Here is a 13,830-nt window from a genome sequence, read left to right on the forward strand (position 1 = left end):
CCGATGCCAGCGCGCCAGGTCAAAGCAGGTGCCGGACGATATCCCCGTCACGCCGGGGTGACAATTGGCTAGGGCGCCAAATGAAGCCGTCTGCACGCTCCAAGACAGGAATATTCAATTCCAATCTGCATTGACAGAAAGGAATAATGCATTCTAAATGGTTAACGGGATGCTACCGGACCGGTACTTCCCGATGTGAGCAATGCAAGGGTGAAAGCCGTGTCTGAAAAAGGCTTGATAACGGAGCTGGAGCGGCTGGTTTCCGAGGAGCGGAACCCGCGCACCATGGACATGGATCTCCTGCCGACGGTCGAGCTCCTGCGCAGGATCAATGACGAAGACAAGGGCGTGGCCTACGCGGTCGAGAAGGTGATCCCCGAGATCGCCGCCAGCGTGGACCGCATCGCCGAAGCCTTCGCCAAGGGCGGCCGCCTCGTCTATATGGGCGCCGGCACCAGCGGCCGCATCGGCGTGCTGGACGCTTCCGAATGCCCGCCCACCTTCCGCGTGCCGCCGACCATGGTGGTCGGGCTGATCGCCGGGGGCTACGACGCCCTGCTGAAGGCAACCGAGGGTGCGGAGGACAGCCAGGCCAGGGGCGCCGAGGCGCTGGCCGAGATCGGCCTCACCGACAAGGACGTCGTGGTGGGCATCGCCGCGAGCGGGCGCACGCCCTACGTCGTCGGCGGGCTCAACCATGCCAGGAAGGTCGGCGCGACCACCGTCGCGCTGTCCTGCAATCCGCATTCGGCGATCGCCGCGATCGCCGACATCGCCATCTCGCCGGTCGTCGGCCCGGAAGTGCTGACGGGCTCCACCCGCATGAAATCCGGCACCGCAGAAAAGCTGGTGCTGAACATGCTGACCACCGCCAGCATGGTGAAGATCGGCAAGACCTACCAGAACCTGATGGTCGACCTCAAAGCATCCAACAAGAAGCTGGTGGCGCGTGCCGCGCGCATCGTCATGCAGGCGACCGACTGCACGCTGGAGGAAGCCGAAGCGGCCCTTGCCCAGACCCACAATGACGTGAAACTGGCGATCCTCGTCACAATGACGGGGATGAACCCTGCCGAGGCGCGGTTTGCGCTGGAAGGTGCGGGGGGCTTCCTGCGAAAAGCGATCGAGCACAACGGGGCCTCGCCCATGTAGGGGCGGGCAAGAAGATCGGCCAACAAGAACGACAAGGGAGGATGACATGAGCAATCGACTAACGCGCCTCACGGGTTTAGCTCTAGCCGCCATGCTGAGCGCGACGGCACTCGCCGGCACCGCCGACGCGGCCAAGCTGCGCATGGCCTGGGCGCAGGATGCGACCGGCCTCGACCCGCACAAGCAGACCGCGTTCTCGTCGCTGCGCCTGCTCGAACTCATCTACGAGCCGCTGGTGCGGCTCGATGCCGACCTGCAGATCGTGCCGGGCATCGCCAAGAGCTGGCAATTCTCCGCCGACGCCAAGGAGCTGACGTTCAAGCTCGACCCCAAGGCGAAATTCCAGAACGACGCCACCGTCACGCCGGCGGATGTGAAGGCATCCTTCGAGCGCATCCTCGACGAGAAGACGGGTGCGGCCAACCGCGCCAACTACCTGTCGATCGCCAGCATCGAAACGCCGGATGCCGAAACCGTCGTCTTCAAGCTGTCGCAGCCCGATGCGCCGATCCTGACGGCGATGACCGACACCAATTCGGCAATCGTCCCGGCGAGCGAAATCCAGGCCGGCACCATCGGCACCAAGGCGGTCGGTTCCGGTCCGTTCAAGCTGGAACGCTGGGACCCGAACTCCAAGGAAGTGCTGGTTGCCAACAAGGATTGGGCCGGCGGCCCGACGGGGCTGGAAGGCATCGAAATCAGCGTGCTGCCAGATGAGACCGCGATCCTGGCGGCGATGCGCACCGGACAGATCGACTTCGCGCTGCTCAACGACCCGCTGATCGCCACGCTGGTGCCGAACGAGCCCAAGCTGCAGCTCAACCGCGCGCCGGTGCTGGCCTATCACGTGCTGCAGCTCAACCCGGCGCGCAAGCCGATGAACGAGCTTGCCGTGCGCCAGGCGATCTCCTGCGCCGTCGACCGACAGGCCGTCCTCGACACGGCCTCGCTCGGCGAAGGCAAGGTGACCGGCCCGCTGACCATGCCCTTCTTCGCGTCCGACCCGAACTCGCTGTTCTGCTACCAGCGCGACGTCGAGAAGGCCAAGAAGCTGATGGCCGACGCCGGCATGGCCGATGGCTTCACCGCGACGGTGATCGCCGCCACAGGCGAGCCGCCGACGGCAGCGGCCGAAGCGCAGGTGCTGCAGTCACAGCTCGCCGAAATCGGCGTGAAGCTCGACATCAAGATGATGGAGCTCAACGTCTATGTCGACACCTGGCTGAAGGGCGACTTCGACATGGCCGTGGCGCTGAACGGCGGACGGCCCGATCCCTACACCATGTACAACCGCTACTGGACGAAGAACGGCAATCTGCAGAAGGTCTCCAACTTCGCCGACGATGCGCTGGACAAGGCGCTGCAGGAAGGCCGGGCCGAGACCGACCGCGACAAGCGCAAGGCGATCTTCACCGACTTCGAGAAGCAGCTCGCCGAGAAGTCGCCCTGGGTATGGCTCTACACCTCCTATGGCTATACGGCGCAGCAGAAGAACGTGAAGGGCTTCGTGCCGATGCCGACCGGCTCGCTGGCCAGTCTCGGCAAGGTGACCATCGGAGAATGATCGCCGGCAGCGGGAAGGGCAATCGGGTGAGGAGGCGCGTACCTCCTCTCCTTTGCCCTCTCCGCCTCGCACTGGCGGCGGTGAAGCCGCCGTGGGCGACGCACCTCTCCCCATTTCATCAAGGCAATCGCGTATGAGTTCCCCCTCTCCGTCTCGGGCTTCGCCCGATCCACCTCTCCCCCGCCTTCGGCAGGGGCGAGGAACCGCAGTTGCGGCGCCGGCATCTATCCAGCTTGGGGTTCCTCGCCCCCGTGAAGCGGGGGAGAGGTGGATCGGGCGAAGCCCGAGACGGAGAGGGGGTGTTGCAACGCCACATGCGACAGCCCTCCCCCGCGACCGCCCCAGAGGCATCCACCACCTCGACACCGATGCTCCCGGCAAAGGGGCCCGGTTCCAAAGTCGATACAGGGGCAACCCGTGAACTATCTGATACGGCGCCTTGCAGCCTTTCCCCTGGTCCTGATCGGGGTCTCGATCGTGGTCTTCGTGGCCATCCGCCTCGTACCGGGCGATGCGATCACGGCGATGCTGGGCACCGAAGCCGGCCTGCTGACGCCGCAGCAGCGTGAATCGCTCGCCGTCTATTTCGGCATCGACCAACCCTGGCCGGTGCAGTACTGGCACTGGTTCACCGGCCTGTTCTCCGGCAACCTCGGCATTTCGGCAACCTACGGTAAGCCGGTGCTGAGGGTCATCCTCGAGCATTTCCCGCTGACGCTGGAGCTGGCGCTGCTGTCGATGCTGATCGCGCTGGCGATCGGCGTGCCGGCCGGCGTCTTTGCCGCCACGCGCAACGAGCGCCCGGCCGATCTTTCGGTGCGCGTCGCCGCGATGATCGGCCAGTCGACGCCGAGCTTCGTCGTCGGCCTGGTGCTCATCTACATCCTGTCGGCGGGCTTCGGCGTGCTGCCGACGATGGGCGCCTTCACGCCGCTGTGGCAGGATCCGCTGCAGAACCTCGGCCAGATGATCCTGCCGGCGATCACGCTGGGCTTCGCCTTCGCGGCGTCGGTGACACGCGTGTCGCGCTCGGCCATGCTCGACGTGCTGAGCGACGACTATGTGCGCACGGCACGCGCCAAGGGCACGCCGGAGCGGCGCGTGATCTGGCGGCACGCCTTGCCGAATGCGCTGGTGCCGGTGGTGACGCTGAGCGGCATCGAATTCGGCTACCTGCTCGGTGGGGCGGTCATCGTCGAACAGATCTACGCGCTGCCCGGCCTCGGCCGCATGGTGCTGGAGGCGATCCAGCAGCGCGACTATGCGCTGGTGCAGGGTTCGGTGCTGTTCGTCGCCCTCAACTTCATGATCGTGAACCTTCTGGTCGACCTCGCCTATGTGGCGCTTGACCCACGCATCCGCCTGGAGGGCCGGTGATGGGCATGGTCAAGGCCGTCTTCGCGCATCCGAGCGGCCGCATCGGCGGCGTGATCGTGCTCGTCTATCTCGTCATTGCCCTGCTCGGCGCGTTCGGCCTCACCCCGCACGATCCGCTGATGCAGTACCGCATCGTGCGGCTGCACGGGCCTTCGGCCTCGCACTGGATGGGTACGGATTTGTTCGGCCGCGACGTCGCCAGCCGCCTCATGAAAGGCATCGGCCAGTCCTTCACCGTCGCCTTCTTCTCGGTCGCCGCCGCGGCGCTCGCCGGCACGGTGCTCGGCCTGACGGCGGCCTGGTACGGCAGGCGCTGGGACACGGTCCTGATGCGGCTGATGGATGTGCTGCTGGCTTTCCCGGCGATCCTGCTGGCGCTGCTGGTGGTGACGATCATCGGCCCCGGCACCTGGACCAGCGTGATGGCGATCGCCATCGTCTATACGCCGATCTTCACGCGCGTCGTGCGCGGCCCCGCTTTGTCGCTCAAGACACGCGACTTCGTCGACGCGGCGCGCACCTTCGGCTCGAGCCGCTTCTACATCCTGACCCGGCACCTGCTGCTCAATCTCGTCGCGCCGCTGACCGTGCAGGTGACGCTGGCGCTGGCCTGGGCGCTGCTGACGGAGGCCGGCCTCTCCTTCCTCGGCCTGGGCACCCAGCCGCCAACCTCGTCGCTCGGCCTGATGCTGAGCGACAGCCGCAACCTGATGGAGCAGGCGCCCTGGCTGCTCGCCTTCCCGGCGCTGGCGATCATGCTCTCCATCCTCGGCTTCAACCTGCTGGGGGACGCGCTGCGCGACATCCTCGACCCCAAGACGAGGAGGGCGTGAGGATGGCGCAGACGAAACCGATCCTTTCGGTCCGCGACCTGCATGTGAGTTTCGGCCGCGGCAGCGATGCCAAGGAAGTCGTGCACGGCATTAACTTCGAGCTCGGTGTCGGCGAGGTGCTTGCCATCGTCGGCGAAAGCGGCTCGGGCAAATCCGTCACCGCGCTCTCGACCAACCGGCTGATCGACTATGCCGGCGGGCGCATCACCGGCGGCACGATCGAACTCACGCGCGCCGACGGCAGCATCATCGATATCGGTACCGCCGACACACGCGAATTGACCAAGATCCGCGGCGCCGAGATCGGCGTCATCTTCCAGGAGCCGATGACCTCGCTGAACCCGGTACTCACCATCGGCAGCCAGATCGAGGAGGCGTTCCAGCTGCATCGCGGTCTGAGCGGCAGGCAGGCCAGGGCCGCGGCGCGTGAAGCGCTGGAGCGTGTCCGCATCCCCGATGCCGAGCGCCGGCTGGTGGCGACGCCGGACCAGCTTTCCGGCGGCATGCTGCAGCGGGTGATGATCGCCATGGCGCTGGCCTGCAACCCGCGCCTGCTGATCGCCGACGAGCCGACCACCGCGCTCGACGTCACGGTGCAGGCGCAGATCATGGCGCTGCTGGCGGAGCTCAGACGCGAAACCGGCATGTCGATGATCTTCATCAGCCACGACATCGGGCTGGTGGCCGGCATAGCCGACCGCGTGATGGTGATGCAGGATGGCCGCGCCGTCGAACAGGGCGAGTTGAGCCAGATCCTCGACCATCCCCAGCACCCCTACACGAAACATCTGCTGCACGCCGTGCCGCATTTTTCCGGCGGCAGCGCGGCGCGGACGGATGGCACGCGCACGCAAGCCGGGGAGAAATCCGAAGCGGCCAGGCCGACGCTGCCCAAACCGACGCTAAAGGTCGACGACCTCGTCGTGCGCTACCCCATGAAGAGCGGCTGGCTCGGCCGGCCCTTCGGCGCGGTGCATGCGGTGGACGGTGTCGGCTTCGAGCTGATGACGGGCGAGACGCTGGCGATCGTCGGCGAAAGCGGTTCGGGCAAATCGACCACGGCGCGCGCCGTGCTCGGCCTCGTCTCGCCGACGCGCGGCGCCTTCACCGTCGACGCGCATGCGGCCAGGCAAAGCCGCCTGCCGGTGCAGATGGTGTTCCAGAATCCCTACGCCTCGCTCAACCCGCGCCTCAGCGTCGAGCAGATCCTGGCCGAGCCGGTGATCGCCGCCGGCCAGCGCATCGACGCCGCCGTCCGCGACAGGATGGCGGCGCTGCTGAAACGCGTCGGCCTGCCGCAGGACAGCCTGACGCGCTATCCGCACCAGTTCTCCGGCGGCCAGCGCCAGCGGCTGTGCATCGCGCGCGCGCTGATGCTAAACCCTTCGGTCGTGGTGCTGGACGAGGCGGTATCGGCGCTCGACGTGTCGGTGCAGGCGCGCGTGCTCGAACTCCTGGTCGACCTGCAGCGCGAATACGGTCTTGCCTATCTGTTCATTTCGCACGACATGGCGGTGGTGGAACGGATCGCACATCGTGTCGCCGTGATGTTCGCCGGCCAGATCGTCGAGATCGGCGACGCCAGATCGGTGCTGTCGAACCCCCGGCATCCCTACACCAGGAAGCTGATCGAGGCGGTGCCGACGATTGACCGGCGCCGGCAGCATTTCGAGCTGGACACAAGGCAGGTGCCTTCGCTGGTGCGGCCGCTCGGCTATGAACCGGCGCCGGCGAACTGGCTTCAGTTCGGGCACGACCACAAGGTGCGCGCCGAGGGAGAATTGCAAGGATGAGGACCGACGACCTCCGGCGGCGTTTCGACCGGGCCTTTGGCGCGTTGCGGCAGGCGGTGGAAACGAACCACATCCCGGGAGGCGTGCTGGGGCTGGTGACACGCGACGGCCAGCGGCTCACCCGCGCCACGGGGCTCGCGCAGCGCGTGCCATCCGAACGCGCGATGCGCGAGGACACCTGGTTCGACCTCGCCTCGCTCACCAAGGTCATCTTCACCACGCCGCGCATATTGGCGCTCGCGGAGACCGGCGTCATCGATCTCGATGCGCCGTTGACGACGGCCTTGCCGGACCTGCGCCAATACGATGCCGATTGCTGGGAACGGCAGGTCACCTTCCGCCAATGCCTCGGGCACCAGACGCCCTTCCCCGCCGTGGCACCGATCTACACCTATGGTCGCGACCCCGACCTGCTGCGGGCTTTCGTGCTGCAGCGCGAATGGCACAGGAGCGCATCGGTCTATTCCGACATCAACTTCATCCTGCTGGGCTTCGCCATGGAGCGCCTGTCGGGTCAGACGATCCGCGCGATGGACGCCGGCCCGGGCTTCGCTTTCTCGGCCGCCCCCGAACAGTCGGCCGCGACCGAGGACTGCACCTGGCGCCACCGCGTCCTGAGCGGCGAGGTGCATGACGACAATTGTTCGGCACTGCAGGGGGCCGGCCATGCCGGACTGTTCGGCACCGCCAGCGCCGTGCTCGACTTCGCGCAGAGCCTGCTCGACGGCACCGGCGCTTCGCACGAAGCCATCACCCTGATGCGCACGCCGCTCTCCGACAAGCGCACGCATGGCTGGGAACATGCCTATGACGGCTGGTCGGGTGGCGCGCATTGCAGCGCCGCCACCATCGGGCACACCGGCTTCACCGGAACCGGACTGTGGGTCGATTTCGACGCCGGTGACGCCTGGACCCTGCTGACCAATCGCATCCACCCCACCCGCCATTTCGACAGCGGCATCGCAGACCTTCGCCGCCTTGTCGGCGACTTCATCTGTCGCCATGACGGCGACTTCAACGGAGCAGAACAATGACCCCCATCTGGTCGGTCGGACTGATGACCGGAACCGTGCTCGACGGCAATATCGACGTTGCGCTGCTCAAGACCGACGGCGAGACGATCGAGACCTTTGGCGCCTATGCGCTGGTCCCCTATGCGCCGTCGATCCGCACCATGCTGGAGGAGGCGCAGGCAGCCGCCCGCATCTGGGATTTCGAAGGATCGGAACCTGCCATCTTTGCCGAGGCCGAAGAAGCGCTCACCCGCGCCCAGTCGGCCGCGGTGAAGCAGGTGGTCGAGCAGGCGGGCATGGACATGGCCGATATCGGCGCGATCGGCTTCCATGGCCAGACCGTGCTGCATCGCGGTCCGCAAAAGAACCGCTTGGGCGACACACGCCAGCTCGGCGACGGTGCCCTGATGCACGCCATCCTCGGCACCAAGGTGGTCTATGATTTCCGCACCGCCGATGTCCGCGCCGGCGGCCAGGGCGCACCGCTGGCAGCCGCCTACCATGCGGCGCTTTTGGGCACTGCCGGCGCCAGCGGCGACAGTGCCATCCTCAATCTCGGCGGTGTCGGCAACGTCACCTGGTGGGACGGCAAGGGCGATATCGTCGCCTTCGACACCGGGCCGGCCAATGCGCCGATCAACGATTTCATCAAGGCACGCGGGCTGGGCGAGATGGACCGTGACGGCGCGCTTGCCGCCAAAGGCAAGGTGGACGAGGCGCGGCTTGCGAAGCTGCTCGAGCATCCTTATCTCGCCGCACCCTATCCGAAGTCGCTCGACCGTTTCGACTTCACCGCCGCCATGGCCGACGGCCTGGGCAACGAAGACGGCGCCGCCCTGCTCACCGCCTTCAGCGCGGCCTGTGTCGGCAAGGCGCTGGACCTTCTGCCACGGCGGCCGAAGACGCTGTTCGTTTCGGGCGGCGGGCGCCACAATCCGACATTCATGGCCATGCTGAAACAGAGGGCGGGTGTCGATGCGGTTTCCGCCGACACGCTCGGCTGGCGCGGCGATGCCGTCGAGGCCGAGTGTTTCGCCTTCCTGGCGGTGCGGGCACTGCGCGGCCTGCCGATCAGCTTCCCCAGCACCACCGGCGTGCCCGAACCGATGACCGGCGGCCGCATCGCCGGCTAGACCGGGAGCGCCGTCATCCTCGGGCGCGGAGCGATCGAAGGGAAGCGGTCGGGGACGGCCGAGTTCTGCGACATCGAGCCTGTCGAATACCCCCACCCCTAACCCCTCCCCTCAAGGGGGAGGGAAAGCTGCCGCATGCCAAGTTCCCCTCTCCCTTGAGGGGAGGGGTTAGGGGTGGGGGTTCGTTGCTTGGAGAGTCGATCGCTCCATCCTCACGCATTGCCCTCGACGCGCATCAGCCGCAGATCGGCGCTTCGACGCTGCGTGCAGGCCGTCATCAACGCCATGCAGAGAAGCTCCACGTCCGTCGTGTGCGGTCGCCAGCCGCATGCGCAACGGTCGAAGCCGAGATGAGCATCCGCCATCTCCCGGTAGATCGAGCCGATCGAGCGCGCCGCCAGCCGCAGCACCGCCAGCGGCGGCAGATTGGTGGCGTGCATGGCCTCGCACAGTTCCTTCAGGATCATCGCGCGGAGCCGTGCCTCGGCTTCATCCTGTCGACGTTCGGTTTCCGTATGCATCACGTACTCATTGTCTGGATTGCGGGAAGCGGACGTGGCGATGGGCTGCGATGCGCTTGTGTGGAACTGCTGTCGATCAATCGGCCCTGTCGGGCTCGCTGATTCCGGTGCTGTCCAGCGCCTGGCGCGCATGGTCGAGTTGCCGCATTGCCGAGAACAGCATCTCCCGGTCGCCGAGATGCGATTCCCACAGCGCCACGAAGATCGAGTTTTCGGAGGTATGGGGGCCCGGCGCATCCTGCGCGCGGCGCAGGCTTTCATCGGCGACGCGCTTGGCCTGGTGAAGCCGGGACAACGAGGTCTCCAGGGCCGCGATGGACTCGCGGAGATGGCTCGCTTCTCCAGTCAATCCGCCGTGTTCGAAGGGGGCGCCCGGGGCGCCGGCGGGCCTGTAGTTGATCATGCCGCCCATTCCTATCCATGCATAGCCACGTCGCCCGGCCGATCTCCTTGAGAACGATGGCATTCCGCCCAAGACAGCGACCAACGCTGCCAGGTGCTGAGCGTTGATGTCGCGGTGGGGTCACACCTGAGCGACATCACCGACCTTACAACGCAAATCCGGTTCTGGGAATACAAACTGGAGTAAAATTATCATGTTTTAATCTGGCCCGCGCCTCACACGAATTCCAGGGATCCGGAGAGACAGCCACGCACGATCGGAGCTGAGTCGATGGCGACGGGATCATCGAGTCGCAGAAAGTGAAGAGGGTCGGGAACCCGCATCGCAACACCGAGGAACGGGCATGCGTGTACATGAACCAAGTTTCCGGTTTATAAGTTTCTGGTTTGATAGATTTTAGTATGGACGCCTTTCCTTTTGCGGCCACTCTGCCGCAGGATGACGTGCCGAAGATCTTTTTTGAGGAACGATTACTCGCAGGAGAGAAGTAATGACTTTTTTCTATGTGCTCTTGGCTTTCATTGTCGGCTTGTTGATCGGCTGGTTTTTGTGGGGGCGTCTGCGTGATGAGCTTGCGCGTGCACGAGGCGATCTCGAAAGCATCCGCAACGAGCGCGACAAGTTGAAATCCGACGCGAAACGCCTGACCGGCGATCTGGAAACCTGCGCCAACGCGCGCGCCGATCTGGAGCGTCAATTGCGCGAGGCGAAATCCGCCTCGTCTTCTGCGGCTCCACTGCGGGCTTCATCGGCAACGGTTTCCGCGGCCCCCGCCAAGCCGGCGCAAGCCAAAGCTGCGAAGCCAGCCACGGCAGCTGCAGCCAAGCCGGCAAAAGCGGCTGCACCCAAGACGGCAGCATCCAAGCCAGCCGCAGCGGCGGCGTCAAAGCCGGCCACGGCAGCCGCATCAAAAGTGGCGACCGCAGCCCCGGCCAAACCGGCGAAGGCAGCCGCGTCGAAACCGAGCACAGCGGTAGCATCCAAGCCAGCCAAGGCGGCGGCATCGCAGCCGACGAAGGCCGCGACCTCCAGCAAGCCGGCGCAAGCCAAGGCAGTTGCGGCGAAGCCAGCCGCGGCGGTTGCCTCCAAGCCGGCCAAGGCGCCAGCAGCCAAGACGGCGGCATCCAAGCCGGCCAAGGCAGCAACATCCCAGCCGGCAAAAGCGGCAGCGCCCAAGACGGCAAAGGCGAAATCAGCCAAGCCGTCGGGCGCAGACGACCTGCGTCGTCTGATCGGCATCGGGCCTGTCAATCAACGCCGCCTGAAGGAACACGGCATCACCACCTTTGCCCAGATCGCGGGCTGGACGGCGGCCGACATCAAGCGGGTGGAGGATTATCTCCAGTTCGACGGGCGCATCGCGCGTGAGCGCTGGGTCGAGCAGGCCAAGCTTCTGGCGGCCGGCAACGAAAAGGAATTCGCCCGCCGGTTCCCCACGGCTTCGGATTCCAGCAACACGTGAACGTGCCGGAATTGACGACCGCGGACGCATCGCTGGCCAAGGCGTAACTCCGTCATCCTCGACCTCGAAGCGACCGCAGGGAGCGGAGAGCGTCGGGGATGACCGAGTTCCTGCAATATCGTGTCCGTCGAAGACCCCCACTCCTAACCCCTCCGCCGTCTCCAAGCTTAACCCATCCAGCAAGGCGCCGTTTCCGTGGGACGGGGAAGCGGCCTAGGCTTCCGGTGGGTTGAGCCCCTTCGCCAGGAACGTCCGCGTCCGGCCCTTCGGGAAATCCGGCAGCGTTCCGAATGGTTGATAGCCCTGGCGCTGATAGACCTTCAGGGCAGTCGGATTGAAGGTATCGATATAGGCGCCATGGCAGCCGCGCGCCGTGGCCTCGTCTTCAGCCGCCTGCAGCATCCTCGCAGCCATGTTCTGGCCGCGCAGGCTCTCATCCACCCACAGCCACTGCACGTAAAGCCAGCCCCAGGCTGTGTAGCCCGAGATGCCGGCCGCCACCTTGCCCCGGTCGCGGACCAGAACGGCCAGGGCACGCCTTTCCGCCGGACCGACATCCTGGACATTGAACGCCGAGAGGTTGTCGCCGACCAGCGCAAGCGCCAAAGGATCGGGTGTGTCGGTGACTTCGATCTTCATCCGGTAACCTTGCCAGCGACGGCGCCATGCCTGTGCAGCAGCGGGTGTAGCGGCCTTTGTCATCGGCTTCAACGGCGCGGACCATTGCCCGTGCCGGGAACGAGACCTCACCCGCAGATGGACGCCCGACTCCAAAGCCGACGCGGGCAGCGGCCCCCCGCGAGGCGCAGGATTAGTCCACATGTGCTAGTCGAGAATGCTTCGCGCCGGGACGGCGGTCTGATACCGCTGGTCGGTCAATTGAACAGCTCCGACGAACCGGCAGGTGTATCAAGAAGCATGATGGATTCTGCGCGTTCCTCGCCAAAAAGAATAGTCGTCGCGGACGGACAACCGATCTTCAGGGAAGCGATGCTGCGGATCGTGCGGGGCACGTTCCCCCAGGCAGAGCTTTATGTTGCCAGCGACCTGGAAAGCCTGATGGCGCGGCGCGAGGTCGACCCCGAGCTGATCGTCCTGGACTTCCTGTGCCCGGATTACGATCCGGTCTTTTCGGCGCGCTGGCTGCGCGGCGAATTTCCGTACGCCTCGATCATCTTCGTCTCCTCCCTCGACGACCGCAGGATGATCGGCAATGTCGTCGCCAATGGCGCCGACGGGCATATCGGCAAGTCGGCCACGCCGGAGGAGATCGCCGAGGCGTTGCAGGCGATCGTCGCCGGCGCTCCGGCCGGACGGCCGACTGCGCCCTCGTCCCGCAACCGGGGCGAGTTGACACCGCGCCAGCGCGAGATACTCGACCTGATGGCGGAAGGCCGGTCGAACAAGGAAATCGGCCGCGCGCTCAACATTTCGCCCTTCACCGTTCGCATCCATGTCTCGGCGGTGCTGCGGTTCCTGGAGGTGGAGACGCGCGCCGCGGCAGTGGCGAAGGCGATCAGCACCGGCCTCTACCCGCGGTTCTGACTGACGCCAGAATCAACGGGACGGAGGCAGACGGCTTTCCAGCTTTCGGGCTTCCTCGGTCTGGTTGAGAATCCAGTCGCGGAAGACCTTGATGCGTGCGCTGTTGCGGCGGCTCTCGAGATAGACCAGCCAGTAGCCGTCGCCGTCCGAACCCATCGCCTCGAAAGGCTGGATCAGCTGGCCCTTCGCGACGAGCGCACCGTAGAGATTGCGCGTGAGGATCGCCGCACCCTGATCGGTGATCGCCGCCATTGCGTCATAGACTTGCGACCCAAGGTCCGGCCCATGGATGGCCCGATCGATATCATATGGCACGCCCGCCGCTTCGAACCAGATCTTCCACCACGGATCGTCGGCGCAGCAGAGCGGCACCTTGTAGAGGTCTTCCGGCGTGTGGATGCCGCCGACGCTTTCCGCAAGGCGCGGGCTGATCATCGGACAATAGTCCGCCTTGAAGAGATAGTGCGCGGTGAGGCCCGGCCAGCTGCCGCTTCCGGTGCGGATGCCGACATCGGTCGCCTCGCGGGTGAAATCGACAAGCCGGGGCGACGTCTCGACCTTCACGGCAAGTTCGGGATGCATCAGCTGGAATGTTCCAAGGCGAACTGCGAGCCAGTTCGACGCGAAGGTCTGCATCGTCGAGACGGAGAGAACGCCGCCCGCCCCACCCTTCGTCGCCAGCCAGGCATCGGCCAGCGTCGCGAAGGCCGACGAGGCCTCGGGTGCCAGCCGCGCGCCGGCCTCGGTAAGCTCTATCTGCCTTGTTTTCCGTATGAAAAGCGGCGTTCCGGCGCGTTCCTCCAGGAGCTTGATCTGGTGGCTCGCCGCAGACTGCGTCATGCCGAGCTCGTCGGCAGCCTTGGTAAAACTTCCAAGCCTGGCCGCGGCTTCGAACACCCGGACGGCTCCGAGAGGGGGCAGCTTCCAGCTCATGACGCATCAATCCTCCTCATGCATGCTACTCGACGTTCGATTGGAAATGAAGCGCGGCCAGGAGCAATATCCTTTCATCAGATCACAGAAAGGAACTAGTC

General features: G+C 65.6%; 13 protein-coding genes. 9 read left to right on the forward strand and 4 right to left on the reverse strand.

The window, feature by feature from the left end; translation table 11 throughout:
• The first annotated feature begins 219 nt into the window (after window positions 1-219).
• The 7 genes from murQ to AO692_RS22105 all read left to right on the forward strand — a co-directional run bounded on the left by murQ (window position 220) and on the right by AO692_RS22105 (window position 8,865).
• A complete protein-coding gene (gene murQ / locus AO692_RS22075; RefSeq protein WP_054312191.1) occupies window positions 220-1,152 on the forward strand; it encodes an N-acetylmuramic acid 6-phosphate etherase in 933 nt (310 codons plus the stop codon).
• 46 nt (window positions 1,153-1,198) lie between these two features.
• A complete protein-coding gene (locus tag AO692_RS22080; RefSeq protein ID WP_054312192.1) occupies window positions 1,199-2,716 on the forward strand; it encodes an ABC transporter substrate-binding protein in 1,518 nt (505 codons plus the stop codon).
• Between the two features lie 417 nt (window positions 2,717-3,133).
• On the forward strand, window positions 3,134-4,093 hold the full coding sequence (locus AO692_RS22085) for an ABC transporter permease (RefSeq protein ID WP_054312193.1): 960 nt from the start codon (window positions 3,134-3,136) through the stop codon (window positions 4,091-4,093).
• Window positions 4,093-4,926, forward strand: a complete 834-nt coding sequence (locus AO692_RS22090; RefSeq protein ID WP_054312194.1) for an ABC transporter permease — start codon at window positions 4,093-4,095, stop codon at window positions 4,924-4,926. The genes AO692_RS22085 and AO692_RS22090 overlap by 1 nt, the downstream gene beginning before the upstream one ends.
• Before the next feature lie 2 nt (window positions 4,927-4,928).
• On the forward strand, window positions 4,929-6,719 hold the full coding sequence (locus tag AO692_RS22095) for an ABC transporter ATP-binding protein (protein WP_054312195.1): 1,791 nt from the start codon (window positions 4,929-4,931) through the stop codon (window positions 6,717-6,719).
• Entirely contained in the window at window positions 6,716-7,753 is a 1,038-nt protein-coding gene (locus AO692_RS22100) for a serine hydrolase (protein ID WP_054312196.1), read from the forward strand. The genes AO692_RS22095 and AO692_RS22100 overlap by 4 nt, the downstream gene beginning before the upstream one ends.
• Window positions 7,750-8,865 carry an anhydro-N-acetylmuramic acid kinase gene (locus AO692_RS22105; protein ID WP_054312197.1) on the forward strand — a complete coding sequence of 372 codons (1,116 nt, stop codon included), beginning with the start codon at window positions 7,750-7,752 and terminating at the stop codon, window positions 8,863-8,865. The genes AO692_RS22100 and AO692_RS22105 overlap by 4 nt, the downstream gene beginning before the upstream one ends.
• A 212-nt stretch (window positions 8,866-9,077) precedes the next feature.
• Here AO692_RS22105 and AO692_RS22110 read toward each other — a convergent pair whose 3' ends face one another.
• Both AO692_RS22110 and AO692_RS22115 read right to left on the reverse strand, forming a co-directional pair.
• Window positions 9,078-9,386 (reverse strand): hypothetical protein, encoded by a 309-nt coding sequence (locus AO692_RS22110; protein WP_054312198.1) that lies wholly within the window; start codon window positions 9,384-9,386, stop codon window positions 9,078-9,080.
• A 76-nt stretch (window positions 9,387-9,462) separates the two neighbouring features.
• On the reverse strand, window positions 9,463-9,789 hold the full coding sequence (locus tag AO692_RS22115) for a hypothetical protein (protein ID WP_054312428.1): 327 nt from the start codon (window positions 9,787-9,789) through the stop codon (window positions 9,463-9,465).
• Between the two features lie 490 nt (window positions 9,790-10,279).
• Between AO692_RS22115 and AO692_RS22120 the strand changes: the two genes are divergently transcribed.
• On the forward strand, window positions 10,280-11,251 hold the full coding sequence (locus AO692_RS22120; protein ID WP_054312199.1) for a hypothetical protein: 972 nt from the start codon (window positions 10,280-10,282) through the stop codon (window positions 11,249-11,251).
• 213 nt (window positions 11,252-11,464) lie between these two features.
• On the opposite strand, the gene AO692_RS22125 is transcribed toward AO692_RS22120, so the two are convergent.
• Window positions 11,465-11,890 (reverse strand): GNAT family N-acetyltransferase, encoded by a 426-nt coding sequence (locus tag AO692_RS22125; RefSeq protein ID WP_054312200.1) that lies wholly within the window; start codon window positions 11,888-11,890, stop codon window positions 11,465-11,467.
• A 282-nt stretch (window positions 11,891-12,172) separates the two neighbouring features.
• Here AO692_RS22125 and AO692_RS22130 point away from each other — a divergent pair, with 282 nt between their 5' ends.
• Entirely contained in the window at window positions 12,173-12,796 is a 624-nt protein-coding gene (locus AO692_RS22130) for a response regulator transcription factor (protein WP_082407511.1), read from the forward strand.
• A gap of 12 nt (window positions 12,797-12,808) precedes the next feature.
• Here the strand turns inward: AO692_RS22130 and AO692_RS22135 are convergent, their stop codons facing one another.
• On the reverse strand, window positions 12,809-13,729 hold the full coding sequence (locus AO692_RS22135) for a LysR substrate-binding domain-containing protein (RefSeq protein WP_054312202.1): 921 nt from the start codon (window positions 13,727-13,729) through the stop codon (window positions 12,809-12,811).
• Between the last annotated feature and the right edge of the window lie 101 nt (window positions 13,730-13,830).

The sequence above is a fragment of the Mesorhizobium sp. 1M-11 genome (genome assembly GCF_001303895.1).
Taxonomy (GTDB): domain Bacteria; phylum Pseudomonadota; class Alphaproteobacteria; order Rhizobiales; family Rhizobiaceae; genus Mesorhizobium.

What these genes read in the sequence shown, in the direction of transcription:
- AO692_RS22080 (WP_054312192.1), top strand. Translation starts at nt 1,199, where the DNA reads ATGAGCAATCGACTAACGCGCCTCACGGGTTTAGCTCTAGCCGCCATG.
- AO692_RS22090 (WP_054312194.1), top strand. Translation starts at nt 4,093, where the DNA reads ATGGGCATGGTCAAGGCCGTCTTCGCGCATCCGAGCGGCCGCATCGGC.
- AO692_RS22095 (WP_054312195.1), top strand. Translation starts at nt 4,929, where the DNA reads ATGGCGCAGACGAAACCGATCCTTTCGGTCCGCGACCTGCATGTGAGT.
- AO692_RS22100 (WP_054312196.1), top strand. Translation starts at nt 6,716, where the DNA reads ATGAGGACCGACGACCTCCGGCGGCGTTTCGACCGGGCCTTTGGCGCG.
- AO692_RS22105 (WP_054312197.1), top strand. Translation starts at nt 7,750, where the DNA reads ATGACCCCCATCTGGTCGGTCGGACTGATGACCGGAACCGTGCTCGAC.
- AO692_RS22110 (WP_054312198.1), bottom strand. Translation starts at nt 9,386, where the DNA reads ATGCATACGGAAACCGAACGTCGACAGGATGAAGCCGAGGCACGGCTC.
- AO692_RS22115 (WP_054312428.1), bottom strand. Translation starts at nt 9,789, where the DNA reads ATGATCAACTACAGGCCCGCCGGCGCCCCGGGCGCCCCCTTCGAACAC.
- AO692_RS22120 (WP_054312199.1), top strand. Translation starts at nt 10,280, where the DNA reads ATGACTTTTTTCTATGTGCTCTTGGCTTTCATTGTCGGCTTGTTGATC.
- AO692_RS22125 (WP_054312200.1), bottom strand. Translation starts at nt 11,890, where the DNA reads ATGAAGATCGAAGTCACCGACACACCCGATCCTTTGGCGCTTGCGCTG.
- AO692_RS22130 (WP_082407511.1), top strand. Translation starts at nt 12,173, where the DNA reads ATGGATTCTGCGCGTTCCTCGCCAAAAAGAATAGTCGTCGCGGACGGA.
- AO692_RS22135 (WP_054312202.1), bottom strand. Translation starts at nt 13,729, where the DNA reads ATGAGCTGGAAGCTGCCCCCTCTCGGAGCCGTCCGGGTGTTCGAAGCC.